23 protein-coding genes are annotated in these 26,216 nt (G+C 71.4%); 15 read left to right on the top strand and 8 right to left on the bottom strand.

Features of this window, described 5'->3' with window-relative positions:
- Positions 1–497 precede the first annotated feature (497 nt).
- The 3 genes from ABZ721_RS34130 (at position 498) to ABZ721_RS34140 (ending at position 2,503) form a co-directional block, all read left to right on the top strand.
- Positions 498–1,361: an SGNH/GDSL hydrolase family protein gene (locus ABZ721_RS34130; protein ID WP_358792671.1), complete on the top strand. Its 864-nt coding sequence runs from the start codon at positions 498–500 to the stop codon at positions 1,359–1,361.
- A 150-nt stretch (positions 1,362–1,511) separates the two neighbouring features.
- Complete coding sequence (locus ABZ721_RS34135; protein ID WP_358792672.1) at positions 1,512–1,760, top strand: hypothetical protein; 249 nt, start codon at positions 1,512–1,514, stop codon at positions 1,758–1,760.
- Positions 1,757–2,503 carry a Pr6Pr family membrane protein gene (locus ABZ721_RS34140; protein ID WP_358792673.1) on the top strand — a complete coding sequence of 249 codons (747 nt, stop codon included), beginning with the start codon at positions 1,757–1,759 and terminating at the stop codon, positions 2,501–2,503. Before ABZ721_RS34135 ends, ABZ721_RS34140 begins: the two co-directional genes overlap by 4 nt.
- A gap of 13 nt (positions 2,504–2,516) precedes the next feature.
- On the opposite strand, the gene ABZ721_RS34145 is transcribed toward ABZ721_RS34140, so the two are convergent.
- Both ABZ721_RS34145 and ABZ721_RS34150 read right to left on the bottom strand, forming a co-directional pair.
- Positions 2,517–2,888 carry a VOC family protein gene (locus ABZ721_RS34145; protein ID WP_358792674.1) on the bottom strand — a complete coding sequence of 124 codons (372 nt, stop codon included), beginning with the start codon at positions 2,886–2,888 and terminating at the stop codon, positions 2,517–2,519.
- A gap of 51 nt (positions 2,889–2,939) precedes the next feature.
- Positions 2,940–3,134 carry a hypothetical protein gene (locus ABZ721_RS34150; protein ID WP_358792675.1) on the bottom strand — a complete coding sequence of 65 codons (195 nt, stop codon included), beginning with the start codon at positions 3,132–3,134 and terminating at the stop codon, positions 2,940–2,942.
- A 418-nt stretch (positions 3,135–3,552) separates the two neighbouring features.
- Between ABZ721_RS34150 and ABZ721_RS34155 the strand changes: the two genes are divergently transcribed.
- Positions 3,553–4,215: a DUF4232 domain-containing protein gene (locus ABZ721_RS34155; RefSeq protein ID WP_358792676.1), complete on the top strand. Its 663-nt coding sequence runs from the start codon at positions 3,553–3,555 to the stop codon at positions 4,213–4,215.
- Positions 4,216–4,247: 32 nt separating this feature from the next.
- Here the strand turns inward: ABZ721_RS34155 and ABZ721_RS34160 are convergent, their stop codons facing one another.
- Together ABZ721_RS34160 and ABZ721_RS34165 are read right to left on the bottom strand one after the other, a co-directional pair.
- Positions 4,248–5,996, bottom strand: a complete 1,749-nt coding sequence (locus ABZ721_RS34160; protein WP_358792677.1) for a TIGR03767 family metallophosphoesterase — start codon at positions 5,994–5,996, stop codon at positions 4,248–4,250.
- Between the two features lie 334 nt (positions 5,997–6,330).
- Entirely contained in the window at positions 6,331–7,794 is a 1,464-nt protein-coding gene (locus tag ABZ721_RS34165) for a non-reducing end alpha-L-arabinofuranosidase family hydrolase (protein WP_358792678.1), read from the bottom strand.
- An 875-nt stretch (positions 7,795–8,669) separates the two neighbouring features.
- Here ABZ721_RS34165 and ABZ721_RS34170 point away from each other — a divergent pair.
- Together ABZ721_RS34170 and ABZ721_RS34175 are read left to right on the top strand one after the other, a co-directional pair.
- Entirely contained in the window at positions 8,670–9,683 is a 1,014-nt protein-coding gene (locus tag ABZ721_RS34170; protein WP_358792679.1) for a LacI family DNA-binding transcriptional regulator, read from the top strand.
- A 1,066-nt stretch (positions 9,684–10,749) separates the two neighbouring features.
- Positions 10,750–12,186 (top strand): endo-1,4-beta-xylanase, encoded by a 1,437-nt coding sequence (locus tag ABZ721_RS34175; protein WP_358792680.1) that lies wholly within the window; start codon positions 10,750–10,752, stop codon positions 12,184–12,186.
- A 267-nt stretch (positions 12,187–12,453) separates the two neighbouring features.
- Here ABZ721_RS34175 and ABZ721_RS34180 read toward each other — a convergent pair whose 3' ends face one another.
- Positions 12,454–13,131, bottom strand: coding sequence for a response regulator transcription factor (locus tag ABZ721_RS34180; RefSeq protein ID WP_358792681.1), 678 nt, complete (start codon positions 13,129–13,131; stop codon positions 12,454–12,456).
- On the bottom strand, positions 13,128–14,297 hold the full coding sequence (locus ABZ721_RS34185) for a sensor histidine kinase (protein ID WP_358792682.1): 1,170 nt from the start codon (positions 14,295–14,297) through the stop codon (positions 13,128–13,130). The genes ABZ721_RS34180 and ABZ721_RS34185 overlap by 4 nt, the downstream gene beginning before the upstream one ends.
- Before the next feature lie 257 nt (positions 14,298–14,554).
- On the opposite strand from ABZ721_RS34185, the gene ABZ721_RS34190 reads away from it, so the two are divergent.
- Positions 14,555–15,022: a hypothetical protein gene (locus ABZ721_RS34190; RefSeq protein ID WP_358792683.1), complete on the top strand. Its 468-nt coding sequence runs from the start codon at positions 14,555–14,557 to the stop codon at positions 15,020–15,022.
- 145 nt (positions 15,023–15,167) lie between these two features.
- Here the strand turns inward: ABZ721_RS34190 and ABZ721_RS34195 are convergent, their stop codons facing one another.
- Both ABZ721_RS34195 and ABZ721_RS34200 read right to left on the bottom strand, forming a co-directional pair.
- On the bottom strand, positions 15,168–15,455 hold the full coding sequence (locus tag ABZ721_RS34195) for a hypothetical protein (protein WP_358792684.1): 288 nt from the start codon (positions 15,453–15,455) through the stop codon (positions 15,168–15,170).
- Positions 15,456–15,561: 106 nt separating this feature from the next.
- Complete coding sequence (locus ABZ721_RS34200; protein WP_358792685.1) at positions 15,562–16,551, bottom strand: helix-turn-helix transcriptional regulator; 990 nt, start codon at positions 16,549–16,551, stop codon at positions 15,562–15,564.
- 190 nt (positions 16,552–16,741) lie between these two features.
- On the opposite strand from ABZ721_RS34200, the gene ABZ721_RS34205 reads away from it, so the two are divergent.
- The 8 genes from ABZ721_RS34205 to ABZ721_RS34240 all read left to right on the top strand — a co-directional run bounded on the left by ABZ721_RS34205 (position 16,742) and on the right by ABZ721_RS34240 (position 26,186).
- Positions 16,742–17,842, top strand: coding sequence for an alpha/beta hydrolase-fold protein (locus tag ABZ721_RS34205; RefSeq protein WP_358792686.1), 1,101 nt, complete (start codon positions 16,742–16,744; stop codon positions 17,840–17,842).
- A gap of 33 nt (positions 17,843–17,875) precedes the next feature.
- On the top strand, positions 17,876–18,712 hold the full coding sequence (locus ABZ721_RS34210) for a hypothetical protein (RefSeq protein WP_358792687.1): 837 nt from the start codon (positions 17,876–17,878) through the stop codon (positions 18,710–18,712).
- A gap of 78 nt (positions 18,713–18,790) precedes the next feature.
- Positions 18,791–19,906 carry a hypothetical protein gene (locus ABZ721_RS34215; protein WP_358792688.1) on the top strand — a complete coding sequence of 372 codons (1,116 nt, stop codon included), beginning with the start codon at positions 18,791–18,793 and terminating at the stop codon, positions 19,904–19,906.
- A 163-nt stretch (positions 19,907–20,069) separates the two neighbouring features.
- Positions 20,070–21,059, top strand: a complete 990-nt coding sequence (locus tag ABZ721_RS34220) for an esterase family protein (RefSeq protein WP_358792689.1) — start codon at positions 20,070–20,072, stop codon at positions 21,057–21,059.
- A 161-nt stretch (positions 21,060–21,220) separates the two neighbouring features.
- Entirely contained in the window at positions 21,221–22,720 is a 1,500-nt protein-coding gene (locus ABZ721_RS34225; protein ID WP_358792690.1) for a hypothetical protein, read from the top strand.
- 139 nt (positions 22,721–22,859) lie between these two features.
- Positions 22,860–24,470 carry a M23 family peptidase gene (locus ABZ721_RS34230; protein ID WP_358792691.1) on the top strand — a complete coding sequence of 537 codons (1,611 nt, stop codon included), beginning with the start codon at positions 22,860–22,862 and terminating at the stop codon, positions 24,468–24,470.
- Positions 24,471–24,591: 121 nt separating this feature from the next.
- Positions 24,592–25,095, top strand: coding sequence for a DUF1990 domain-containing protein (locus ABZ721_RS34235; RefSeq protein ID WP_358792692.1), 504 nt, complete (start codon positions 24,592–24,594; stop codon positions 25,093–25,095).
- 257 nt (positions 25,096–25,352) lie between these two features.
- Entirely contained in the window at positions 25,353–26,186 is an 834-nt protein-coding gene (locus ABZ721_RS34240) for a PIG-L family deacetylase (RefSeq protein WP_358792693.1), read from the top strand.
- The last annotated feature ends 30 nt before the right edge of the window (positions 26,187–26,216 follow it).

Here is a 26,216-nt window from a genome sequence, read left to right on the forward strand (position 1 = left end):
CACGGCGATCGCCGATACGTCCGCTCGGCCGGGAACGGGTCGAGGCCCGGCCCCGTGCCGCGGTCTGCCCGCTCCTGGCAGCCGCATCCCCGGGTCCAACCCGCCTCGTGCGTCGCTGGGCCCCCTTCGCCCAGCAACTGTTCCCGACCGGGCTGTGGATGTCGCGCCGTGTTCCGCTGAGCGGGCCGGGGCTGCCGGGCGCGTCGCCTGCCGGGGACTTCCGGGACGGGAGCGGGCAGGTGGGCGCGGGGCGGCGGGGCGGACGCGGCCGAAAAGCGCTGTCCGCACGGTTGACCCGGGGGCAGTGCTGCGCCACATTACCTAGCGGTAGTACCCCGTGGTAACCCTGCGGCCGGTACGCCCCGGCCGGTGGCGTGCACGCCGGCAGCCGCCCGGATCGCCGTCCGCACCCTGCTCGAGCCGCTTCTTTCTCGTGAAGCCCGGCCGCCTTCGACGCGGCCGGGCCCCGCCCCACCACTCGTGAGAAGAGAGAGCACATGCCCAAGTTGCATCATGTCATGACCGCGTCAATATTGGCGGGGGTGCTGGCCGTCAGCTTCACCGGCGCCACCGCCCACGCCACCTCCCCCCTGCGGTACGCGGCCCTCGGCGACAGCTACAGCGCCGCCTCGGGCGTCACTCCCGTCGACCCCAGCAACCTGCTGTGCCTGCGCTCGACCGCGAACTACCCCCACGTCCTGGCCGCCGCAACAGGCGCCCACCTCACCGACGTGACCTGCGGCGCCGCCCAGACCAAGGACTTCAGCGGATCCCAGTACCCGGGGGTGGCCCCGCAACTGGACGCGCTGAGCGCCGACACCGACCTGGTGACCTTCACCATGGGCGGCAACGACAACAACACCTTCATCAACGCCATGCTCGCGTGCGGCACCGCGGGCATCTTCAGCGGCGGCAAGGGCAGCCCCTGCAAGGACCAGCACGGCACCTCCTTCGACGACCAGATCGAGACGAACACCTATCCCGCCCTCGTCACGTCCCTGCAGAGCATCCGCGCCAAGTCCCCCACCGCCCGCGTCGCCGCCCTGGGCTACCCCTGGATCACCCCGGCCACCGCCGACCCGTCATGCTTCGCCAAGCTCCCCCTCGCCGCCGGCGACGTGCCCTACGTGCACGCCATCCAGGCGCACCTCAACGACGTCATCAAGCGCGCGGCCCAGGAGACCGGGGCCACCTACGTGGACTTCACCGACGCCTCCGCAGGGCACGACGCCTGCAAGGCCGCCAGCACCCGATGGATCGAGCCGCTGCTGTTCGGACAGAACATCGTGCCCGTCCACCCCAACGCACTGGGCGAACAGCGCATGGCCGAGCAGGCCCTGAGCGCCCTGCAGCTCGGCTGATCGGCCGACAGCCACCCCCCCTGACCCCGGCCGGACCTCCCGGCCGGGGTCCTTGCGGCCGCGACGCGAGAACGGGTGACCGTCCGTCATTCGGGTCAGTACCGCGCGCGCCCGCCGGTGCCACAGGTGCCCGGGTGTGAGGATCGGGCCATGACCGAACCCCGTCCTCTGCGCGCGCGGGCCGTCCACAGCGGAGCCACCCAGGATCTTGCCGCCGACGAACTGGAGATCACGTTGCCGGGCGGGATCCCGCTGACCGTCCAGGACCCGGCGGCTCAGAGCGCTGTCGGGACGCTGTCGCATCCTGCCCCCGCCGCCGGCTCGTGGCACCGGGGAAGCACCGCAGCCGACCCTGCCGCCCGCACCCGCGGCCTGCACGGGGCAGAGGCCGCGCGGTGACCGCCGGATCGGCGACGCACGCGGAGCCGCACCACGCGGCGAGCGCCGGCCGGCGCGCCCGGTGGTCGCGTGGCTGGCATCTGGCATTGGCGGTGATGATCGCGTGCGCCTTCGTGGTGCAGGTGGTCCTGGTCCTGACCGGGGGAGAGGACGCCAACTCCGGCGACTCCGGAACGCAAGTGGGCACCTGGACCCGGATGGTGCGGCTGCTGAGCTACTTCACCATCCAGTCCAATCTCCTGGTCCTGGCCTCCAGCACGTTCGTGGCCCTGGCACCCGCACACGACAGCACCCTCCTGCGGGTCCTGCGCCTGGACGCGGTGCTGGGCATCGCGGTCACCGGCCTGATCTTCGCCACCGTGCTCGCCTCCCAGGTCCATCTGACGGGCTGGGCCCTGGCCTGCACGATCGCCTTCCACTACATCGCGCCCGTCGCGGCGGTGCTCGGCTGGCTCCTCTTCGGTCCCCGCAACCGGCTCGACCCCGCCACCCTCGCCTGGTCCGTGCTCTGGCCGCTGGCCTGGATCGCCTACACCCTGCTCCACGGGGCCGTCACGGGGTGGTACCCCTACCCCTTCCTCGACGTCTCCCTGAAGGGCTATCCGGTGGCGCTGCGCAACGTGGCCGGCGTGGCCGTGATGACCCTGCTGTTCATCGCCGCCCTGTGGTGGCTGGACCGCGTGCTGCCACCACGGGCCCCGCGCCCGGTGCGCACGGAGCACAAGGACCGCGGACCGCGATGACTGCGAACACCTTCTAGTTGATCAGGGTCGACTTCGGGCGGACCACGCAGAACTCGTTGCCCTCCGGGTCGGCCAGCACGATCCACGACTCGTCGCCCCGCTGGCCGACGTCCACCCGGCGGGCACCGAGCGCGAGGATCCGCTCGATCTCGGCCTCCCGGTCCTGCGCGGCGGACGTCAGATCCAGGTGCAACCGGTTCTTGGCCACCTTCCGATCCGTCACCGCCATGAAGCAGATGCCCACCGACGCGGTCTCGGCCGGCCCGATCACGACCTCCCGCTCCCGTTCGGACAGGATCTGCCAGCCCAGCACCTGCGCCCAGAACCGGGCCAGGGCGGGCAGATCGTGCGCGTCGATGACGATGTGGTGCAAGGAGAGAGGCATGCCCGCCAGTGTGCCCGCAGTCCGCCCGAACGGCACGCACCCGACCGGCGGTCAGTCCTGGCCGGACGTCCCCTGCAGACCCCGCCGCCGGCGCTTGTCGGAGCGGCGCACCGCGTCGCCCGCGGCGAGGGTCACCGATGCCACGGCACGGACCCACCGGGGGCCACCGCGAGCGCCCCACACCACGCAGACACAACCGCCCACGGCGGCCAGCACCAGGAGCCCGAGCAACACCGGAACGATCACGTTTCTTCACCTTCGCATGACGGACGGACGGTACGGGGCCCGGTTGCGTCGTCGGTCGAGGCTGCACGGTCCCCGCCGCGAGCACCCCGCCTCGAAGGACGCTACCTCACCCACGCGAGAGCCGCGGGCGGGCCCAGTGCCGGTACCGGCCCTCGACCCACGCCACGTCCAGCAGGGCAGGTGCCCGAACGTGGTCAAGATCCACCGGGTCACAGCTCTGTTCCAGCGGTGCGGCGATGGCGGGCGACGCGCGGTGGCAGCGCACCGGCGGTCGGGCTGTGTGTAACGGGGATGTATTAGCAGGCAGTTCCGCGGAACGGCGCGCTGGGTGGAACGCCTCTTGGTGATCGGAAACGCTCGCCGGTACGGATCCGTACCCGGGCGGCCCGTACTGCCCACTGACACCGAGGAAGACACGATGCCCGTTCACCAGCTCACCTTCGCAGCCCTGGTCGTTGCCACCGGACTTGCGCTCACGGCATGCCAGAGCGACGCGGGTGGCACGGACCAGAGCAAGGCGTCGGCCGCTCCCAGCGCACCGTCCTCGAGCAGTGCTCCGGGCGCGAGCGGCTCCGACCAGAGCGGCGCCAACGATGGCGGCGGCAAGAAGTCCGCCGGGCCGGGTTCGGCCGCCGGATCCGGCTCCGACAACAACGGCGCGTCCGGCAAGTGCCGCACCGGCGAGCTGGAGATCACAGCGATGGACAGCACCATCGACGGTGACCGCGACGGGACCGTCGCGGTGACGTTCAAGAACCACGGCGGGCGGGATTGCACGCTCGCCGGGTACGCGGGCGTCGACCTGAAGACCAGCGCCGGGTCGCTGCCCGCGCTGCGCACGGGGCAGAAGGCCGATTCGATGACCCTGAAGAACGGGAAGTCGGTGTCGTTCGGCATCAACTACCCGATCAACGCCTCGGGCGGCTCCGGCGTCCGCGTCACGGGCCTGCTGGTGACCCCGCCGAACGAGACGAAGACGGTCAGCCTCGCCTGGCCGGGCGCCGCCACGCTGCCCGTCACGGACGGCGCCGGCTCATCGGTGAAGGTCGGTCCGATCGGCAGCGCCGGCCAGGGCGGCTGACCCGCCCACCCGGCCGACGCCGCCCTCTCGGCTCAGGCGCCCGGCTTGGCCAGGAGCAGTTCGGTGTTGTGGTCGGCGGAGCCGCCCAGCTTGGTGGCGGGCGAGGCGTAGGGGTCGTTGAAGGACAGCTCGCGGTAGAGGGCGGCGAGGTTCGCCTCGGCGGAGGAGGCGTAGTCGGTGGCGTAGGGGGCGGCGGACTCCACGAGGGTGGTGAACAGCGACAGGGTGCCGTCCTGGTTGTCGGCGATCTCGATCAGCCGGGCATGCTGGGGAAAGTCCACGTGCGAGGCGGTGTTGATCTCCCAGAAGGCCCGCTCCGCGACGGCGTGGCCGTGCGGGGTGATGCGGTTGGCGTGGGTGTGGCCGTTCACCCACGCGACGACGTTGGGGTACCGCTGCAGGAGCGTGACCAGCTCGCCACCGGTGTGCCGGCCGTCCAGCAGGTTGTACGGGTCCGGCAGGGTGTTGCCCATGGTGGTGCTCGTGTGGTGGCTGAACAGCACCACCAACTGGTCGTTCGCGCCGCGGCGGACGACGCGGCCGTCCTTGTCGTACCAGTGGGTGCTGGCGGACTGCAGGACGCCCTCCAGCCACCGCAGCTGGGCCGATCCGATGGAGCCGTCCGCCCAGCCGGCGCGGTTGGTGGTGTCGAGGCTGATGCCGAGCACGCCGTCGGAGATCGGGAAGGTGTAGTAGAGCTTGCCGCTGGCGGCCGCCGCGGAGGTGTAGCCGTGGCCGAACGGGCCGGGGCCGGTGTACGCGGCGTTGAGGTGCGCCTGCGCGAACTGCTGAGGGGTGAACGGGGCACGCTGGGCGTCGGGCGTCACATGGCGGACGGGCGCGCCGCCCTTGAGGAGCTGCAGCAGCAGCACGACCGCGGCGGCCGGGTCGTGCTGGAGCACGTCGGCGAGTTTGGCCGCGGTCGCGTCGTCCACGCCCTCGATCTTGCGGCCACCGGTGTAGAGCGAGCTCAGCAACCCCAGGTCCGGCAGCGTGCCTTCGATGCTGTCGTCGTGGTTGCCGACCGTGCTGTACCAGGGCGTGCGCAGCCCGCCGGCGGTGAAGGGCTTGCCGGCTGCCGCCAGGAACCCGGGCACCTGCGGGAAGCCGACCTTCTTGTAGTCGTCCTGGAACGACGACTCGGGGTTCCAGTACAGCGCGGAGCCCGAGTTCTGCACACCCTCGTACCGTGCGGTGTCGCCGGTGTTCGGGGTGAGGGTGCCGCCGCTCATCACGGACAGATACCAGTCGAGTTCGACCCGCTCATGGTTGTCGGTGTTGTCCCCGGTCGCCATCACCAGCGAGAACGGCAGGCCCGTGTAGGGGCCGCCGGACAGGGAGTTGATCCGCTCGACGAGGGAGGCCGCGCCGCGCGCGGTCAGTGCCTCGTGCGGGCGGTAGGCGGAGCCGATGTACTTCGCCAGGTATTCGAAGCGCACGGGGGACTCGGTGTCGGCCAGGTGCAGGTCGGTGAACTGCACGAAGGAGGCCACCCCCGTGCGCCGGGTGTCCCGCCCGGGGGCACCGGCGGACAGCTCGGCGCGCACCACCAGCGGCCAACCCGGCCCCGCGGCCAGCGTCTTGTACGTCCCGGTGCCGGTCGCCGTCGCGGCCTGGGCGAGCGTGGTGCCTTCGATATCGACCGCGCGTGCCGCGCTCAGGGCCACGGCCCGGTCCCGGGCGGCGGCCGACGCGTACGGCGCGTCCGCCAGGCCCAGAGCTGCTGCCGCCGCAGTGGCCGCAGCACCGGTGAGGAAGTGGCGTCTGGTGTGAGCGCTCATGGGCAGGTCTCCTGACGGTGAGCTGTACGAGGGCGCGCGGCCGCCCCGCGCCCCTACGTATTACCAGTCAGTAGCGATGCTCGGCCACAGTCCTGCCAGGACTTCATGGAAAGTTGGCTCCGGCGTCAGCCCACCCAGGGGCCGGCTGCGCCCCGGCCCTCGATGCGGAGCGCCGTGCCCTGGTGCTACTGCGATGCTCACCGGTAGATCACGGACGTTGCCGGCGGTCAGGGGTCGTGAACGTGGCGCGTGGCCCGGGCGGGCTCGGCGTGCCGTCGAGCCCGCCCGGCCCCGGTTCCTGAGCGGAGCCGGGGCCGGGGCCGGTGGCATGCTGTCAGTGCTGCAAGGTCAGCAGACCCGGCCGGTAGGGCAACAGGCCGTAGTCACCGGAGGAGTTGGGGCTGCGCCCTTGGTACAACAGCTGCAGATTGCAGGGGTCGACGGTGAAGGTCTGATCGGCGCTGGTGCGGATCAGTTCGCCGTGGCTGATGTCGTTGGTCCATGTGGCGCCGCTGTTGGCCTTGCCGGCGAAAGGATTGCCCTCGGTCGCGGCCTGAGGCGTCCAGGAGCCGTTGAGGCTGGAGGCGGTGAACGAGCGGAAGTAGCGGCCCTGCGTACCGATCGCCTCGACGAGCATGAGGTAGCGGTTCTGGCCCTGGAGTTTGTAGACCTGCGGGGCTTCGAACAGGTTGTTCGTCGTGTCACTCATGATCACGGTCGAGGTCGAGCCGAAACTGCCCGGGAAGTTCCCGATCGGCATGCCGGCACGGTATATCTTCCCGTTGTCTCCGGCGAAGAACAGATACATGGTCGTGCCGTCACCGATGAGCGTCTGGTCGATGGGTCCGGTGCCGGAACCGGCGATGCTTCCGGAGAAGAGCACCTGCGGTGCGGACCAGCCGTTGGGGTTGGCGGGGTCGCTCGACGTCCGGTAGGAGAAGGCGCTGCCGCCCCACTGGTAGGTGAGCACCCAGATGTTCTTCGGCGCGAAGTAGAAGAGTGTCGGCGCGACGGTGGCTGCCGACATCGTGTTCTGGCCGGCCGAGCCCATCTCCGACCAGTTGGTGAACAGGCCGAAGTTCATCGAACCCCAGCTGCTGCCCGTGTCGTGCGTCGTCGCGTAGACGAGCTGCTTGCCGTTGTAGGGGGCGACGGTGAAGTCCTTGAGCGACGCCCACCCTGCCTTGGGCTGCGCCAGTGCGCCCGTCGAGGCCCAGCGGTACGACGACGGAAGGGCGCAGGTGCCGGGGTTGCCGGCGCCGACCGGGGCGAGTTGCCACTGCTGGTTGGTGCCGCCCCAGTCGTCGTACTGGACGATGTTCGCGTTGTCGGCGGTGGAGGCGCCCTGGACCTCCAGGGCCTTGTTGCTGTGGCGCGCGATGAGCCGTACGTAGCCGTCCGGGCTCTCCGCGAGTCGCCACTGCTGGTTGGTGCCGTTCGCGTCGGCCCACTGGACGATCGGAGTGCCGTTGGCGGTGGATCCGCTCTGCACGTCCAGCACCTTGCCCGAGTGGCGGGACTTGATGCGGTAGTAGCCTCCGCCGGAGTCGACGAACTGCCACAGCTGCTGGTTCTGGTCGTTCCTGGTCCACTGCGTGATGCGTGCGCCGTCGTTGGTCGCCAGGTTGTAGACGTCGAGGGCTTTGCCGCTGTTGCGGTTGACCAGCGCGTAGGAGGCGTTGGTGTCGATGGTCGCCGCGGCGGCGGGCGGGGCGGCGCTCAAAGTGGCCCCGAGCAGCAAGGACGTCAGGACCGCGAGGACGAGGCCCAGGATCAGGGGTGGATGGCGAAACCGCATCAGAAGAGCTCCTTCAGGGGGCGGGGGTGGGGCGATCCCGGCGCACCGCGCAGCGGCGGCGTCGGGGAGTCGGGGGGACTGGGGTCGAGCCGGCCGGTCCCGGCCAGACAGGCTGCGACCCGGTCGGTGTACCGGGCGGCCTGGGTGGAGGGCAGCGGGCAACCGGATCCGCCGATGGGCTGCGGAGCGGGCCGACGATAGTCGGCGCTCCGTGACGGAGTGAAAGCCGACGGTAATGATAGCGCTAACATTTTTGAGTCGGCCAGGGCGGTCAGACGTTTCACAGCGTCTCCTGGGGGGTGGATGCTTCCGGGGTGGGTCGGCCTGTGCTGGTGCCCGCGGCGAGGCGGCCGATCAGCGGTCGTTCGGCGACGGCGGGGAAGGCGCGGGCGGGGGGGGGAATGGCCGCCACGAGGGGGCCAGGGCGAGCGCGTTGTCGGCGCGGCTGGAAGGCCGGGGGATCTGCGGGAAGAGGGACGTGCCCGGTTCCGTCGTCGCGATGCTCTGTCAGGTGAAGGACGCCGTAACGTCGGCTGACGTGCCGTCGGAGTCGGCACCGCTGCAGGCCGCAGTCGGCGGCGCGGACGGTGCGGTCAGGGCGAGAGCGCCGGGAAGTGCCGTCGGGTGGGGGGAGTGCCGGCCATGGGACCTCCGGGTGGAGAGTGTCGGTGCGCGAGCGAAAATGTTTCGAAATACTCTCGAATTCATTGCTGCCACAAAGTAGGAACACCAGGCTGTTCGGTCAAGACCTACGGCCGAATTTCTCCAGAACGGGCGCTGTTTGCGGCCTTGACAAGCCGGCTGAATCGACCGGAAACTTTTCGAAAGTTTCCGTTATCTGTCGCCGGCCGCAACGGCCGTGCAGAGGAGCGAAGTTGAGCGAGCAGCGTCCGACCCTGGCGGTCATCGCGGCGGAGGCAGGGGTCTCCCAGGCCACGGTGTCCAAGGTGATCAACGGCCGCTCCGATGTCGCACCTGCGACCCGTGACCGGATAGAGAGCCTGCTGCGATCCCGCCACTACCTGCACCCCGGGCGGCAGGGCAGGGCCCGCAGGTCGGGCCTGGTCGACTTGATCATTGGTGGTCTGGACAGCGCCTGGGCGGTGGAGATCCTGCGCGGTGTCGAGGCCGAATGCGCGCAGCGCGGCGTCGGCACCGTCGTCTCGCTCGTCCCGCCGGGGGAGGCCACACCGTCGAGTTGGGCGGAACTGCCGGTGCTGCACCACAGCGACGGCGTCATCCTCGTCACCGCCTCGGTCACCCACGCCCAGCGCGCCCAGGTCGAGCGGGCCGGGGTGGCGCTGGTCGTCATCGATCCGATCGACCTGCCCGGCAACGGGGTGCCGAGCATCGGTGCGACCAACTGGGCGGGCGGCCTGGCCGCCACCGAGCACCTGCTGGAGCTGGGGCACCGCCGGATCGCCGCGATCGGCGGGCGCAAGGAGATGCTCTGCAGCCAGGCCCGCATCGACGGGTACCGGGCCGGGCTGGAGCGCGCCGGGGTCGAGGTCGACCGCGACCTGATCCGGTTCGGCGACTTCCAGCACGAGGGCGGATTCCGGCGCGCCCAGGAACTGCTCGCCCTGCCCGAGCCGCCGACCGCCATCTTCGCCGGCAGCGACCAGCAGGCGATGGGTGTCTATGAAGCCGCCCGGCGGGCGGGGCTGAGTATCCCGCAGGACCTCAGCGTGGTCGGGTTCGACGACCTGCCGACGTGCGGATGGCTCTCCCCACCTCTGACGACGGTCCGCCAGCCGCTGGAGGAGATGGGCCGGCTCGCCGCCCGCACCCTGCTCCAACTGCTGGACCGCCAGCCCCTGGTCAGCCCTCGGATGGAGCTCTCGACCGAGCTCAAGGTCCGGCTCTCCACCGCTCCGCCTCGTCCCTAGGAGAAACCCTTGACCGAGCCCGGGCACGACCCCCTGCTGCCCGCGTCCGAGCGCGTCGCCGGTCTGGTGCGGCGGATGCGTATCCGAGGTGGCGTCCACCGCTGGGCCCGGGCGTCGCTGACGTGCGCCCACCGGTTCCGGCCACCGGCCAGCGGCGCGCCGGACCGGCTCGCGTGGGCGGGGGACGGCCCGGCCGACGCCGCCGACCCTGCGGTCGAAAGTCTTGACACGCTCATTGTGAGCGTTAACACTCGGGCTGCGGACGGGCGCCGCCACCCCTGGCGCCCCGGCCCGGATCCACCGGTTCCCGCCGCCGGCCCCTGGCCGCCCGGAGGGTGCGGTGAACCTGCCGCAACCGTGCGGCCGAAGGCCACACCACCGTGCGGCACCTCCTACGTCGCCCGTCGAGGACCCCTCGGCCGCTGCTCCCACCGACCCTGGAGTTCGCCGTGCCGGCCCACCCCTTCAGTCGCCCCGCCGTGATCAGGGCGACCGGCGTCGCGGCCGTGGCCGCGCGGGCTCCAGCGCTCCGGTCCGCAATAGGGCAGCCCACTTTTCGGGGGGCGCAGAGCGATTACTGAGACGCGCACCGAAACATCGAGCCGTAAATGGCTGGATTCCCCTTCGTGAATCGCCGTGTGTCCCCGCACTTTCTCGCCGGCTCGGGCATTCGTGCCCGGCCCGCGCTTCTGTCGGCTGGCCCGCCCGCGACTGCCCAGAACGCTGAGGAATCGCCCCGGAGCGCCCGCGCCACGATGCGATGACCCCTGCTGGCTTGGCTCTACAGGTGATGCTCCACGGGCGGGTGTCGATGAACTGCTGCGCCCACCGGCCCCGACAGGGCCGCCTTTCCGAAACAATTTCGAAACCCTTGACTTGTTTCCGGGAAATTTCCAGACTGAATCCCGAAGCGATATCACCCGTCTGTCCGGGTGTCGGGTGCCGGCCTGCAAAACGTCGCGCCCCGGCCGTGCACGCCCTTTACCGCGGATACGGGCATCGCTGACGCGGATTACTTCTGCCGCGCTTTCACCTCTTCCGTGATAACCATCCTGGAGGCTCGGTCATGCGCTCATCTGCCATCCCCCCACCCACCGTCCGCCGCAAGATCGGCGGTCTGTGGATGGCGCTCGTCGTCGGCGTTCTCGGCTCGGCCACCGCACTGGCGGTGCCGCAGACCTCACACGCCGCCGCCAGCACGCTCGGCGCCTCCGCGGCGCAGAGCGGCCGCTACTTCGGCACCGCCATCGCCTCGGGCCGCCTCAACGACGGGGCGTACACCACGATCGCGGGCCGCGAGTTCAACATGGTGACGCCCGAGAACGAGATGAAGATCGACGCCACAGAACCCCAGCGGGGCCAGTTCACCTTCTCCGCCGGTGACCGCGTCTACAACTGGGCGGTACAGAACGGCAAACAGGTACGGGGCCACACCTTGGCCTGGCACTCCCAGCAGCCCGGTTGGATGCAGAGCCTCAGCGGCAGCTCGCTGCGGCAGGCGATGACCGACCACATCAACGGCGTCATGGCCCACTACAAGGGCAAGATCGTCCAGTGGGACGTCGTGAACGAGGCGTTCGCCGACGGCAACTCAGGAGCCCGGCGCGACTCCAACCTGCAGCGCACCGGCAACGACTGGATCGAGGTCGCCTTCCGCACCGCGCGCGCCGCCGACCCCGCCGCCAAGCTCTGCTACAACGACTACAACATCGAGAACTGGACCTGGGCCAAGACCCAGGCCGTGTACTCCATGGTCCGGGACTTCAAGCAGCGCGGTGTGCCGATCGACTGCGTCGGCCTGCAGTCGCACTTCAACAACGACAGCGCGTACAACAGCAACTTCCGCACCACGCTGCAGAGCTTCGCCGCCCTCGGTGTCGATGTGGCCATCACCGAGCTCGACATCCAAGGTGCCTCGCCCACGACCTACGCCAACGTCACCAACGACTGCCTGGCCGTCTCGCGCTGCCTCGGCATCACCGTGTGGGGTGTGCGTGACAGCGACTCCTGGCGAGCGGAGCAGACCCCGCTGCTGTTCAACGGCGACGGCAGCAAGAAGGCCGCCTACACCGCCGTGCTGAACGCACTCAACGGTGGTTCGTCCGACCCCGGCCCGACCCCCGGGTCCGGGCAGATCAAGGGCGTCGGCTCGGGCCGCTGCCTGGACGTACCCGGCGCCAGCACCACCGACGGCACCCAGCTCAACTTGTGGGACTGCAACAACCGCACCAACCAGCAGTGGACCTCCACCGCCGCCGGGGAGCTCACGGTCTACGGCAACAAGTGCCTGGACGCCGCCGGCACCGGCAACGGCACCAAGGTGCAGATCTACAGCTGCTGGGGCGGCGACAACCAGAAGTGGCGGCTGAACTCCGACGGATCCATCGTCGGCGTCCAGTCCGGCCTGTGCCTCGACGCCGTCGGCAACGGTACCGCCAACGGCACCCAGATCCAGCTCTACGCCTGCTCGGGCGGCAGCAACCAGCGCTGGACCCGCACCTGACCCCCACCGCGCGAGGAGGAAGCGAGGACGCTCCGCCCTGCGGCTACCGCCGCCCGAGGTCCGGTCCGACAGGCCGCGTGCCCTCCCCCCAAGAACGCGCTCGCCGGGGCACCGGGCCCCACTGCGGTAGCTGACGAATGGTGCACGAGCGTCATCGAAGATGGTCGACGGACGGCCCGCGGGAGACGATCCCGCGGGCCGTCCAGGCCGACGCCCCTGCCGAGGGCCGGATCGGCGTCCCGACGCAGGACACCTCTCCGCGGGCGGTCAGCTCGCGCCCCCGGGAGTGACCAGGCCCGTCTCGTACGCCACCACCACGGCCTGCGCCCGGCTGCCCAGGTCCAGTTTGGTCATCGTGCGATTGAGGTGGGTCTTGACCGTCGCCTCGCTGATGACCAGCTCACCGGCGATCTCCACGTTGGACAGGCCTCGGGCGGTCAGGCGCAGCACCTCCCGCTCGCGCGCGGTCAACGCCCCCAGATCGGGCGGCGGTTCGCCCGTGTGCGCGGCGGTTCCGGCCCGCTGGGCGAAGGCCTCGACCAGACGGCGGGTGACGCTGGGTGCAAAGAGCGCGTCGCCTCCGTCGACCGCCGCCACCGCGGCGAGCAGCCGCTCGGGCCCCGAGTCCTTGAGCAGGAACCCGCAGGCACCGGCCCGCAGAGCGCCGTAGACGTACTCGTCCAGGTCGAACGTGGTCAGGATGAGGATGCGAGGCGGTGGGTCCGGCGCGTCGGCCAGGATGCGCTCCGTGGCAGCGACGCCGCTCATGCCGGGCATCCGGATGTCCATCAGGATCACGTCGGGACGGGTCTGGGCGGCCAGGGCGAGGGCCTCCTCACCGTCGGCGGCCTCGCCGACCACCTCGATACCGGGTGCCGCGCGCAGCAGACCGACCAGTCCGGCGCGAATCAGAAACTGGTCGTCGACGACGAGCACCCTGGTCATTCCGGCGTGTCGTCCCCCTCGCCTACGGCCTGCGGGGAAGTGGGCAGCGTCAGACGCACCGCGAATCCCCCTGCGCTCCGCGGGCCGATGTCGACCCGCCCGCCGTAGAGCTTGGCCCGCTCCCGCATGCCGATCAACCCATGCCCGCCCCCCGGCCGAACCTTGTCCGAAAGCACCCCCTGTCCGTCGTCCGCGACGATCACCTCCACCTGGCGCGCGGTATACCGCAGGTCCACGCTCGCACTGGCACCGGGCGCATGTTTGAGCACATTGGTCAGGGCCTCCTGCACGACGCGGTACGCGCACAGGTCGATCCCGGGCGTCAGCGGGCGGACCGGGCCCGTGATCCGCAGATCGACGCGGACGCCACCGGACCGGACCCGCTCGATCATCTCGCCCAGCCGGGCCAGGCCCGGCATGGGCGTGGCCGGAGCGCTGTCCTCGTCCCCGGCCCGCAGCACCTGGAGCATGCGGCGCAACTCATCGAGGGCCTCGGTGCTGGTGCCGGAGATCGTGGCGAGCGCGGTGCGCGCCGTGTCCCGGTCCGAGTCGAAGACGAAACCGGCCAGGCCCGCCTGCACCGCTATCACCGACAGGTGGTGCGCCACCACATCGTGCAGCTCGCGCGCGATCCTGCCGCGTTCCTCGGCCACTTCGCGGCGGGCCCGCTCCGCCTGCTCCTCGCGCAGCCGTCCGGCCAGTTCGGCGGCGCGCCGGGCGGTGGTGCCGAAGCGCCACAGCACGGCCGGGAAGACGAGGGCCTGGCCGACGACGGACGGCAGGGAGTCGCTGTGGCTGACGACGCCCGCGTAGATCCAGATGCCGGCCATCACGGCGGCCCAGGGGATGGACTGCCGGGCGGGACGCAGCGACGCCACCGTGTAGATAGCGAGCATCGGACCGAAGGTGTTCACCACGGGCCAGTAGCCGGCGGTGACGTAGCAGAACCACACCCCGTGGACGAAGGCGCAGACGGCGACCGGTGCCCTGCTGCGCAGCGCGAGCGGCAGATTGACCAGCGCGACGAGCGCGTAACCGCAGGCGTCGAGCGCGGTCCACCCCTGGCTGGAGGCCTCCTGCCCCAGGAGCACGGCCACGCTCGTCAGCGCCACGGCCAGCAGCGCGTCGGCGGCCAGGCCCACGCGGCCGGGGAGGAGGGTCCGCATTGTCGCAGCGTAGCCCGGGGGGCGGGGGCAGGGCCTCCAACTGGCGCGGTACCGCGAAAGATGCAGGAACCGCGCGTCTACTGCCGCGGTTGGGCCGGTAGTTCAACCCGTCGCCGGACGCGTCCTGGCAGGGCCCGCCCGTAGCGTCTTGCCTCAGCACCACGGCGCCGCGGCCGATGAGACCGGGCGCCGGACAGACCCGGTCGACACGGGGCCCAACGGGGGAACCCGACCGGTGGTCCGGGAAGGGATGGGACATGATGACGGCACGAAAGAGCCTCGCCTTGGCGACGGCTACGGTGGCGCTGGGCACAGGGCTGGCGCTGGCCGCTCCGGCCGCCCAGGCCGCGCCCGCGGCGGCGAGCGCACCGGGCAGCGCCGCTGCGCGGACCGACGCGTCGGCCGCGAGGGCGAGTTGGCACCTGATCTGGGGGCCGAAGAGCCACAAGCCCACCAAGTACTGGGCCACGCCCGACTTCGTCCCGCGCAGCGGCACGCTCGGCGTCAACGCCCGCTGCTGGAACGGTGGTGACGGCACCAAGTACAAGATCGACGTGGTGCGGACCCGCGACAAGAAGGTCGTCAAGAAGGGCGGCTGGGGCTACTGCAACGGCAACTGGATGACGGTCAAGACGACCGCGTCGTCCGGCACCGCGTACTACATGCGCATCTACCTGCAGGGCAAGGCGCACACGGTCGAGGCGAAGGCCTACTACTACCGCTGAGACGGGGGAGGGTCGTCGCCGGAGCAGGTGACCGGCGCGACCACGGCGTGGCCCCCGGGACCCTCCGGGGGCCACGTTCACCCCACCTGCCGGCGTGCTCCTGCGGCAGGCCGCGCCCGGTGCCCCCAGCGCGACGCGAAGGGGCTCAGCCGAGACCGCGGTGGGCGGCCCACAACCTGCCGGCGTGGCCGGCCGCGTCCGCGACCAGGGACGCCAGTGCGGGATCGTCGGGGACGGGGAACGAGACGTAGGCGCCCCGACCCCCACCGACCGGTCGTCCGTAGGCCTTGGCGGCGAGGCTGCCGTCCGGGAGCAGCCGGACGTTGAGGGTGGTGAGCGTGAACGTTTCACCGCGGCGCGTGTCCGTCCAGCGGAGCGCCGGCGGGATCGTGACATTGATCGCCAGAGCGCTCACGTCCAGGTCGCTGCTCATGGACGGATGATCTCACGCGCGTCCCGCCGGCGGCATCGGGGCCGCTGGTCGTCCGCGCACGGCGACCGGTGGGGGGCGGCGTACGCGCGGGCTGTGGTGCGGGGGTTCACAGCCAGTCGCGGCGGGCCGCCTGCACGCCGGCTTGGAAGCGGTTGGAGGCGCCCAGCGCGGCCAGGAGCGTGGAGACGCGGCGCACGACGGTGCGGCGGCTCAGGCCCAGGTGCCGGGCGATCGCGTCGTCGGTGGCGCCGCTGGCCATGAGGGTGAGGATCTGGCGGTCCCGGGCGTCGATCTGCGTGCCGCTGCCCCCGGCCGACACCGGCACGGCGAGCCTCCACAAGGACTCGAACACGTTGGCCAGCGCCTGCAGCAGGCTGGAGGGGCGGATCACGAGGGAGACGACCCCCAGGTGGTCGTCGGCGGGCAGGGTCACGACCGCCAGGTCGCCGTCGCTGATGGCGAGTTTCAGCGGCGGATCGTCCAAGGTCCGCGCCTGTTCGCCGGCTTCCACCATGCGGGCCATGTTGGGCCAGGCCACCGGGTCGTCGAACACCGAGCCGTGGTAGATCGAGCGGTAGGCGACGCCGGCGGCCATCCGCTCGCGCTGGAGTACCTCCTGCTCACGGTAGTGCTCGGAGGTGCCGGTGTACGGGGGGACGTCGATGACCCGGATCTGCTGGCCCGCGGTGTGCTGCAGCTGCCGGCTGACGGCCATCCGGCGGGCGGACTCCTCGACGACCTCCAGGGCGCCGTAGTGGCCGGCGTCCCGGCGGGCGAAGCGGTAGAGGCGCTCCAGCTCCGTTCCGGTCCTGCGCAGGGTGCTCTGGGCCGCGGCCTCGCGCTGCAGCAGGTTCTCGACGACCTCCGTGGGCGGTATGGCCTCCCAGGAGGTTTCCCCGGCTCCCGAGGCTTCCCCGTGGCGGGTGTCGGTCCGCACAATGATGTCGTGGGCGGCGAGTTCCTCCACCACCGCGCGGACCACGGCCGCGCTCAGCCCCGTGCGGGCCGCCAACCCGCCGACGGGCTCTCGCGGATGGCCGACCAAGGATCGGTAGACCCGCCCGCGGTCGGAGTGCGGGTCCAAGACGTCGTGCACGGCTCCCCCTCATCCGCACCGGAGTCGGTGGCACGGCCATCGAATTCTACTGTCGGGTAGGCGCAGCTGCGCCAGTGGCTCATGTGCGACACCGGCATCGCTGGCGCCGCGCGGAGTCGTGCGATGACAATTCCTGAGTCGGGCTGAACCGCCAGCCCCTGGCCATCCAGCGCACCCTTGAGGACAACTGATGCGATCAGTCCTGCCCGCACGGCTTCTGCGCGCCCGAGCAGCCGTCGCCGCCGTTGCCGCCACCGTGATCCTGACGGGGTTGTCGACCGTGTCCACCACCGCGTCCGCGCAGGCGGCGGGCCCGGGCCCGCAGCGGACCGCCGACGGTTTCGGCCTGACCCAGGTCGGGGAGCCCGTCGGGTCCGCCACCAACTTCGTGATCACCGTGACGACGCCCGAGGTCGCGGGGGAGCACCACATCCGGATCCTGCTGCCCCGCGACTACGCGGCCGACGCCACCAAACGCTACCCGGTGCTGTATTTCCTGCACGGCGCCTCCGACGACCCCGGCAACCCGAACCTGGCCTACCCGGCCCTCACCGCGACCCAGAAGATGATCACGGTCATTCCGGACGGGGGCAAGCGGGGCTGGTACACCAACTGGCTGGATCAGCACACCGCGGCCGGAGCGCAGAACTGGGAGAACTTCCACATCCAGCAGGTGATCCCGTTCATCGACGCGAACTTCCGCACCAACGCGACCAGGAGCGGGCGCGCGGTGGCCGGGCTGTCGATGGGCGGCTTCGGCTCCGTGCACTACGCCCAGAACCATCCCGAACTGTTCAGCCAGGTCGGCGCGTTCTCCGGTGCGGTCGACCTGTCGGTGGACCACCTCGTCATGCGCGCGGCCGTGGTCGCCACGCTGACCAACGTCGGGGCCGCGCTGTGCGGGACCAGCGGCCCCACCTGCTCGCTCGATTTCGGGCCCGCGGTCTCCAGCGACGCCATCTTCGGCTCGCCCTACCCGGTGTTCAACGTCGACTGGCGCTGGACCGAGGCCGACCCGTCCACCCACATGGACCGGCTGGCCGGCATGGGTGTGGCGCTCTACACCGGGAACGGCGACGGCGACGCCGCCAACCCGGAGCTGTGGGCGCAGTCCGCGTCCGCGCACGCCAAGGAGGCCCTGGACGCGCTCGGCCAGCCCTACCACTACGTCGACTACGGCAACGGCGCGATGTGGGGCGGCAGTTGCGACGGCGGCCACAACTCCGGGTGCTGGGCACAGGACCTCGTGGACTTCGTCCCGCGGCTCGAAGCGACCCTCGTTTCCGCCTGACCCCCTCCGCACGGAAGACAGGACTCTCCGCACATGACCAAGCGGCTGACCACGCTCCTGCTGAGCCTCGCCCTGGTGCTGTCCCTGGGGGCCGTCGCCGCCCAGGCGCAGCCGGGCAAACGCGTCTTCAACGCGATGCAGATCCTCTTCAGCCTGTCGCAACCCGACGCGTTCTGCACGATCGGCGCGGTGGGCACCGACAAGTACGGGCACCACATCGCCATCTCGGCCGGCCACTGTGTCTCCGGCGCAGGCTACGCGGACCGCGAGATCCACGAGGACATCGCCCCCGTCTACGACCGGGCCGACCCGGGCTTCGGCCCGATCGGACACATCCGCTACTTCAAGGGCCCCGAGGGGTCGCAGACGGGACACCTGACCAAGGACTACATGATCATCGAGCTGGTGCCCGAGGTGACGATGTCCGCGCAGGGGCCCTACCTGCGGCAGACCGGCGAGCTGGCGGTGCCCGGCGGAGAGGTCAGCCCGAACGCGCTGAGCCCGGCACTCGACACCGAGCGGCTGCTCGCCCCCGGCAGCAACGAGCTCATCGTGTCCGGCCAGACGGGGGTGTGGTACGGCACGCTCTGGGACAACCAGGACGGCATCTACCAGGCAGTGGCCCCGCACCAGGCCGGCGACTCGGGCGGCCCGGCCATCCAGCACGTGCCGGGCAGCGCGCTGCCCTCGTCGGACAACGGCTTCCAGGCGTCGGGCCCGTGGGCCGGCATCACCAAGGCGATCATCCTGTCCTGGCCGCCCTTCGCCTACACCAGCTCCGCGAACATCCTCGCCGACCTGCGGGCCCGCGACGCGGCAGCGCCCGCCGGGGTGTACGGCGCGGGCTTCGACGTCACCACCAACCCGTAAGGCGGGACCTGTCCGCGGGCGCCCCGCCGGGCGCCCGCCCCGGTCCGCCCCCATGCCCGCCCTCAAGGAGGGAACAGCTTGTCCATCGCCCCGCTGTCGCGCCGCGCGACCACCGCCGCGCTCGGCCTGCTCGCGCTACTGGCCGCGCTGCTGACCACCGCACCACCGGCCCGCGCGGACGTGCCCGCGTTCGAACTCCTCCCGATGGTGCCGGCCGGCGCCGACCACCAGCAGAAGCTACGGGCGGAGGTGGAGTACTGGACCCTCGCGAGGATGGCCGCCACCGGCCTCAACCACGAAAGCCAGGACGCGACCGCACCGCCCGCCGGCTGGGACAACCTCAGCAAGCCCTGGCCCCAAAAGCAGGGGCTGATCTCCCGCACCGCCGGCAAGCTCTTCATGGTCTACACCGACGTGAGCACCGGCGCCGTCTCGACCTCCTCGTGCTCCGGTGACGTGGTCACCAGCGGCAACCAGAGCGTCGTGGTCACCGCCGCGCACTGCCTGCGCATCCACACCCCCCTCGACATCGGCTTCGGCAACGTCCTCGCCACCAATATGGTCTTCGTCCCCGGCTTCAACGGAGCGAGCCTGCCGCGCAACACCACCAGCACGGCGCTGCCCGGCAAGGACATCGCCCCGTACGGGGTGTGGGGCGTGACCCGCGAGTGGATCACCAATACCTGGAGTCAGAGCGCCGACTGGATGCTCGGCCGCGACATGGCCGCGGTCCTGGTGGCCAACCCCGACGACCCCCGGCCGATCGAGCAGGTCACCGGAGCGCAGCGGATCGGCTTCGGCCAGCCGCAGAACCAGACGAACCACATCTTCGGCTACCCGACGATCAACGAGCGGAACTACTACCGCCCCGGCAACGTGCCGGCAGCGCTGCAGCGGACCTTCGACGGCCGCAGCCTCATGGTCACGGCGGGCACCACCCGCAACGACCCGGTCTACTACAACGACGTCATGCCCGGCGCGCAGGCGCCCGGCTGCAGCGGCGGCGCCTTCCTGCAGAACTTCGACCCCGCCACCGGCGAAGGCCTCCAGGTGGGAGTCTTCTCGCGCTACGACGACCCGGGACAGATCATCGGCCTGTTCGGCTGGGTCCAGGGCCCCAACATGAGCTCCACCCACTTCGGCGCGGAGGAGCAGGCCGTCTACAGCGCCGCCGCCGCAGCGAGCCTGCCGTAGCCGCCGGGCCCGTCCGCCCGGCCCGCACCCCGGCCACCCCGCCACCGCCCCGCGGCCGCCACCCGGCCGCCCGCCCCCGACCCCTGCCGCCGCTCGTCCACCGGACGGCGCCGCTCACCGCGGGCGTCCGTCCCCTCCCTTGCCCCTCGACCTGGAGGTCGTGTTGACCGCACACCAGCCCACCCGCCGCAGCATCCTCAAGTCCGTGGGCGGACTGTCCGCCGCGATGGCCCTGGGCGGCGCCGGCGTCCTCGCCGCCGCGCCGTCGGCCGCGGCCGCCGATGACGGCTTCGGCCTGCGCATCGTGGACCGCAACGAAGGCGACCCGCGCATGTGGTACTACCGGTTCGCGACCAACGAGATCGGGTGGAACCCGGGCGTGAACGTCCTGCTCCCCGACGATTACCACTACAGCGGACGCACCTACCCCGTCCTGTACCTCTTCCACGGCGGCGGCACCGACCAGGACTTCATCACCTTCGACCGCGAGAACATCCGCGAGATGACCGCCGGCCGGCCGCTGATCGTGGTCATGCCCGACGGCGGACACGCCGGCTGGTACTCCAACCCCGTCAGCTCCAACGTCGGCCCCCGCAACTGGGAGTCCTTCCACATCGGGCAGCTGCTGCCCTGGGTCGAGGCGAACTTCCGCACCTACGCCGAATACGACGGCCGGGCCGTCGCCGGCTTCTCGATGGGCGGCTTCGGCGCGCTGAAGTACGCCGCCAAGTACTACGGCCACTTCGCCTCGGTCAGCGCCCACTCCGGCCCGCCGAGCCTGCGCCGCGACAACGGCCTCGTCGTCCACTGGGCCAACGTCACCTCCGCGGCCCTGGACCTCAACGGCGGCACCGTGTACGGCGCGCCGCTGTGGGACCAGGCCCGGGTGAGCGCCGACAACCCGGTGGAGCGCATCGAGAGCTACCGCAACAAGCGGATCTTCCTGGTCGCCGGCACCAGCCCCGACCCGATCAACTGGTTCGACACGATGAACGAGACCCAGGTCCTCGCCGGACAGCGCGAGTTCCGCGGACTGCTCGGCAACGCGGGCATCCCGCACGAGTGGTACGAGGTGCCCGGCGGCCACTTCATCCGCCACGACCTGCTGCAGCGCGACATCGACGGCGTCGTCGGCCGGCTGCGCCGGGCCTGACGCAACAATCGCCCGGCGGTGGGCTGGGGGGACGGGGCTCCCACCGCCGGGACGGGGGCCATGGGGGATCGGCACGGCCGATCCCCCATACGGCTGTGCGGCTAGGTGGTTACAAGGCCGGGGCGCTGGACCGACCCCGCGAGAACCTGGAGGAGGAGCAGATGCTCCACGTGCAACGGTCCGCCCGGACCGGAACGACGGCACCGGCACACCGCACCCGGCGCCACGCCGGCGTGTCCCTGCTGGCGGCCCTGCTCGTCACCGCAGGACTGCTCATCGGCGCGTCGCCGGCGTACGCCGCCCCGAGCGATCTGTGCGCGCAGGTCGGCTACACCGCCGGCTGGCGGGGCGAAGCCCTCGAAACGGCCGTCGCGGTCGCGCTGGCCGAATCCGGCTGCAACCCCTCCGCGACCAACACCCAGGGCAACGTCGACGCCCCGGGCTCGACCGACCGGGGCCTGTGGCAGATCAACGACGAGTACCACCCGGACGTCACCGACGCCTGCGCCTTCGACGCCCAGTGCAACGCCAACGAGGCCTATCGCATCTCCTCCCACGGAACGAACTGGCAGCCGTGGTCCACCTACAACCGGGGCAGCCACCTGCGGTACCTGGACGAGGCCCGCGCCGCGGTGGCCCGCCTGGGGAATCCCGGCACCGGCCCCGTACCGCTGGTGTATCCGTCCGAATCGGGCCGGGTGGTGTCGGCCCGGTCGGCCGACGGCCGCCTGGAGGCCTTCGCAGCCGGGGCCGACGGCGTCTACCACGCATGGCAGACGGCGGCGAGCGGCAACTGGTCCGCCTGGGAGCCGCTGGCCGGCCCGGCCGGCGCGGAGCTGGGCATCGCCCCGAACGCCGACGGCCGCCTCGAACTGTTCGCCGTCAACGCCACCACCCTGGAGCACCGCTACCAGCTCACGCCGTCCGGCAACTGGTCGGGCTGGGAAGCGTTCGGCACCGGCGGGCACGATGTCGCCGTGGGCGCCAACGGCGACGGACGGCTGGAAGTGTTCGCCTCCGGGCCGGTCGGGGTGTTCCACAAGTACCAGACGGCGCCGAACAGCGGCTGGTCGCCCTGGACCCCCACGGGCGGCGGACCGGCCGACGGCCGTCTGGAGCTGGAGAAGTCCGCGGACGGCCGTCTCGAGGTGTTCGCCCTCAACGGCGAGGTCTTCCAGCACCAGTACCAGACCGCGGTCAACGGCGGCTGGTCGACCTGGGATGCCTTCGGCGGTGGAGGCCACGACCTGACGGTGGACCACAACGCCGACGGACGGCTGGAGGTGTTCGCCTCCGGGCCGGTCGGGGTGTTCCACAAATACCAGACCGGCCCGTCCAGCTGGTCGCAGTGGCAGGGCGCGGGCGGACCGGCGGATGCCCAGCTGACCAGCGAGCGAACACCGGACGGGCGCGTCGAGGTGTTCGCCATCAACGGCACCGTCGCCCAGCACACCTGGCAGACGGGGCTCAACGCCCCCTACGGGCCGTGGGCGGGCTTCGGCGACGGCGGCAGCGAGATCACCGCCGTCACCAACGCCGACGGCCGCATCGAAGTGTTCGGCACCAGCCAGGCGGGCGTCTACCACAAGTGGCAGACCGGCTTCACGACCTGGTCCGACTGGGCCTGGGTCGGCAGCGGCTCCGGCCCCGCCGTCACCTGAGCCCGACCACCGCCCACCGGACCGGACCGCACCACCGACCAGGGCGGGCAGCCGCAGCTGCCCGCCCGTGATCGCCGTGCCCGCACGCCACCGGGCGGGCAAGCCGGCACCTCCCACCCCCACGACGATGGAAGGCCCCGTGACACTCCAGACACCGCCCCCGGCGCCGCCCGCCCCCACCCCACCCGCCGGCACCGCCCCGGCGCGCACCGCAGCAAGGGCCGCAGCCCGCGCCGTGCTGCTGACCCTCACCCTCCTGCTCGCCCTGACCGGCACCGGGCTCGCCACCGTGGGCACCGCGGCCGCCGACTCGGACCGCGGCGGCCCCATCACCCGCAGCGAAGTCATCGCGCGGGCGCAGATCTGGCTCGACCACCAACCGGGCCCCTACGACCAAGGAGCCACCTCACCGGGCCCCGGCGGTGACTTCAACTACCGCCGCGACTGCTCGGGCTACATCTCGATGGCCTGGCACCTCAACGCCAACGCCGGCACCTCGGTGCTGTGGGACCAGTACTCGTACCCCATCGGCCGCGACGACCTGCGCCCCGGCGACATCCTGGACAACTACCAGGAGCACGTGTTCCTCTTCGACCACTGGCTCAACGCCGACGGGGACTTCGCCTACTACACCTTCGGCGGCACCTGGGTGCAGCACCTGACCGCCAACATCGACGACGCCTCCCTCGACGGGCACCCCAACAGCTCCTACACCGCCCGCCGCTACCACCAGGTGATCGAGGACAGCGCCGCCACCGTGCGCCCGCACCCGTACGCGTCCGGACGGGTGGTGTCCGGGCGCGACGCGGACGGCCGCCTGGAGGCCTTCGCCGCCGGCCCGGACGGCGTCTGGCACGCCTGGCAGACAGCGGTCAACGGCACCTGGTCGGACTGGTTCCCCGTCGGCGGCCCGGCCAACGCCCAACTGGCGCTCGCCCCGAACCAGGACGGCCGGCTCGAGGTCTTCGCCGTCAACGGCACCACCTTGGACCACATGTGGCAGAACGCCCCGAGCGGCGACTGGTCGGGTTGGTCCGGCCTGGGCGGCGGCGGATACCGCATCGCCGCCGGCAGCAACGCCGACGGCCGCATCGAAGTGTTCGCCTCCAGCACCGCGGGCGTGTTCCACACCTGGCAGACCGCCCCCAACAGCGGCTTCGCCGGCTGGGCCGGCGTCGGTGGCCCCACCGACGCGCGCCTGCAGATGGAGAGCACCCCCGATGGCCGCCTGGAGGTGTTCGCGCTGTCGGACAGCACCTTCGGCCACCTGTACCAGACCAGCGTCAACGGGGGCTGGTCGGCATGGGAGAACTTCGGCACCGGCGGCTACGCGCTGACGGTCAACCACGACGTCGACGGGCGCCTGGAGGTGTTCGCCTCCAACGCGACCGGCGTGTACCACCGGTGGCAGACCAGCCCCACCACCTGGTCGGCCTGGATCGGAACCGGTGACGCGCCCGCGAACTCCGCGCTGTCCTCCGCCCGTTCGGCCGACGGCCGCATCGAGGTGATCGCCCTCAACGGCACCACCGCCGCCCACCTCTGGCAGACCGCCGTGAACGGCGACTGGTCGCCGTGGGCCGCCTTCGGCACCGGCGGTACCGAGATCACCGCGGTCAACAACCAGGACGGCCGGATCGAGGTGCTCGGGGCCAGCAGCGCAGGCGTCTTCCACAAATGGCAGACCGGCTTCAATACCTGGTCCGAGTGGGCCTGGCTGAACACCACGGCCGGCCCGCGCATGGCCTGACCCCTCTCGCCGAACAGGCGTGACCGCCAGACCCTGGCGCCCGAACGGTGCGGCGGCGATGCCCGCCGCACCGTTGTCGCGTCCTGGTCGGCGCCGGGGACGCGTCGGGTAGGGTGCGCGAATGTCCGACCTCACGTACAGCCCCGCGGGCATCACGGCCGACGACGCCGGGCCGCCGCCCCCCGGATTCCACGTGCTGCACGTGCGCACCCTGTTGGATCCGGGCAGTTTCGACACCGCGGCCCAAGCGCTCTTCGGCTGGCGGATGCACCGTGCCGTCCCGATGCGCGTCTCGGCAACCGCCGACGAGGCGGCGCCAGGCGTACGCGTGCTCCTGCGGGCCGGGCCGTTCCGGGCGCCGTGCGAGGTGGTGTGGACCGTGCGCGAGGAGCACCGGACCGGGTTCGCCTACGGGACCCTGCCGGGCCACCCGGAATGCGGCGAGGAGGCCTTCGTCCTGCGGCGCCATCCGGACGGCGCGGTCGATTTCACCGTCTCCGCCGTCAGCCGCCCCGCGACCTGGTACCTGCGGGCGGTCGGTCCGCTCGTCCGGCTGGCCCAGCGGTCCGCCGCCCGGCGGTACGGCAGCGCGCTGCGCAAGCTGTCCGGGCCCCCGGCGGGCTGACGAAGGGCACGATCCCGGCTGCCCGCTCCTCGCGGCGGGCAGGTAGCCGCCGGATCTGCCGGTCGTGCGTCCTGGCGCGGGGCGCGACAGGACCGCACCGGGAACAGTCGGCCCGGCCGGCATGGTTGCATCGACGGAGGCACCGGCGCCGCACGGGCGGGGAACCCCCAGACCCGCAGGTCTGGCCCCCCCGGCAGCCGGGCTCCAGGTTCGTGGTAGGCCTGCCGCGCACTCTATTTCTGCAGAAGGACTGTGTTATGACCGATCGGCCCCTGACGTTGATGGCAGTACACGCCCACCCCGACGACGAGGCCACCGGAACCGGAGGGGTCCTCGCGCGGTACGCGGCGGAAGGCATCCGCACGGTTCTGGTGACGTGTACCGACGGCGGGTGCGGTGACGGGCCGGGAGGTGTCAAGCCGGGCGAGGCCGGGCACGATCCAGCGGCTGTCGCCTCGATGCGCCGCGCGGAGCTTCAGGAGAGCTGTGACGTGTTGAAGATCAGCGATCTGGAGACGCTGGACTACGCCGACTCCGGGATGATGGGCTGGCCGAGCAACGACGCCCCCGGATCGTTCTGGCAGACCCCCGTGGAGGAGGGCGCCGCCCGGCTGGCGGACCTCATGCGGCAGTACCAGCCCGATGTGGTCGTCACCTACGACGAGAACGGCTTCTACGGTCACCCCGACCACATCCAGGCCCACCGCATCACGATGGCGGCGCTGGAGATGACCACGCTGACACCGAAGGTGTACTGGACGACGATGCCCCGCTCGATGATGCAGCGCTTCGGGGAGATCCTGCGCGAGTTCGGCGAGGACATGCCGGAGCCGGACCCCGCCGAGGCGGCCGCGATGGCCGAGATCGGCCTCCCCGACGAGGAGATCTCCACATGGGTGGACACCCTCGCGTTCAGCGGTCAGAAGTTCGACGCGCTGGCCGCGCACGCCAGCCAGGGCGAGAACATCTTCTTCCTCAAGATGGGCAAGGAGCGGTTCGGTGAGCTGATGGGCACGGAGACCTTCGTGCGGGTCAAGGACACCACCGGCGCAACCGTCCCCGAAACCGACCTCTTCGCCGGCCTGCGCTGATCCGCCCGTCCGGTCGCCCTGCCGGCCCCT

The organism is Streptomyces sp. NPDC006733, assembly GCF_040636125.1.
Taxonomy (GTDB): Bacteria; Actinomycetota; Actinomycetes; order Streptomycetales; family Streptomycetaceae; genus Actinacidiphila.

Coding starts and splice junctions, on each gene's coding strand:
- ABZ721_RS34130 (WP_358792671.1), top strand. CDS start 498: ATGCCCAAGTTGCATCATGTCATGACCGCGTCAATATTGGCGGGGGTG.
- ABZ721_RS34195 (WP_358792684.1), bottom strand. CDS start 15,455: ATGAGCAGCGACCTGGACGTGAGCGCTCTGGCGATCAATGTCACGATC.
- ABZ721_RS34155 (WP_358792676.1), top strand. CDS start 3,553: ATGCCCGTTCACCAGCTCACCTTCGCAGCCCTGGTCGTTGCCACCGGA.
- ABZ721_RS34175 (WP_358792680.1), top strand. CDS start 10,750: ATGCGCTCATCTGCCATCCCCCCACCCACCGTCCGCCGCAAGATCGGC.
- ABZ721_RS34165 (WP_358792678.1), bottom strand. CDS start 7,794: ATGCGGTTTCGCCATCCACCCCTGATCCTGGGCCTCGTCCTCGCGGTC.
- ABZ721_RS34225 (WP_358792690.1), top strand. CDS start 21,221: ATGCTCCACGTGCAACGGTCCGCCCGGACCGGAACGACGGCACCGGCA.
- ABZ721_RS34135 (WP_358792672.1), top strand. CDS start 1,512: ATGACCGAACCCCGTCCTCTGCGCGCGCGGGCCGTCCACAGCGGAGCC.
- ABZ721_RS34180 (WP_358792681.1), bottom strand. CDS start 13,131: ATGACCAGGGTGCTCGTCGTCGACGACCAGTTTCTGATTCGCGCCGGA.
- ABZ721_RS34185 (WP_358792682.1), bottom strand. CDS start 14,297: ATGCGGACCCTCCTCCCCGGCCGCGTGGGCCTGGCCGCCGACGCGCTG.
- ABZ721_RS34160 (WP_358792677.1), bottom strand. CDS start 5,996: ATGAGCGCTCACACCAGACGCCACTTCCTCACCGGTGCTGCGGCCACT.
- ABZ721_RS34190 (WP_358792683.1), top strand. CDS start 14,555: ATGATGACGGCACGAAAGAGCCTCGCCTTGGCGACGGCTACGGTGGCG.
- ABZ721_RS34145 (WP_358792674.1), bottom strand. CDS start 2,888: ATGCCTCTCTCCTTGCACCACATCGTCATCGACGCGCACGATCTGCCC.
- ABZ721_RS34240 (WP_358792693.1), top strand. CDS start 25,353: ATGACCGATCGGCCCCTGACGTTGATGGCAGTACACGCCCACCCCGAC.
- ABZ721_RS34235 (WP_358792692.1), top strand. CDS start 24,592: ATGTCCGACCTCACGTACAGCCCCGCGGGCATCACGGCCGACGACGCC.
- ABZ721_RS34210 (WP_358792687.1), top strand. CDS start 17,876: ATGACCAAGCGGCTGACCACGCTCCTGCTGAGCCTCGCCCTGGTGCTG.
- ABZ721_RS34205 (WP_358792686.1), top strand. CDS start 16,742: ATGCGATCAGTCCTGCCCGCACGGCTTCTGCGCGCCCGAGCAGCCGTC.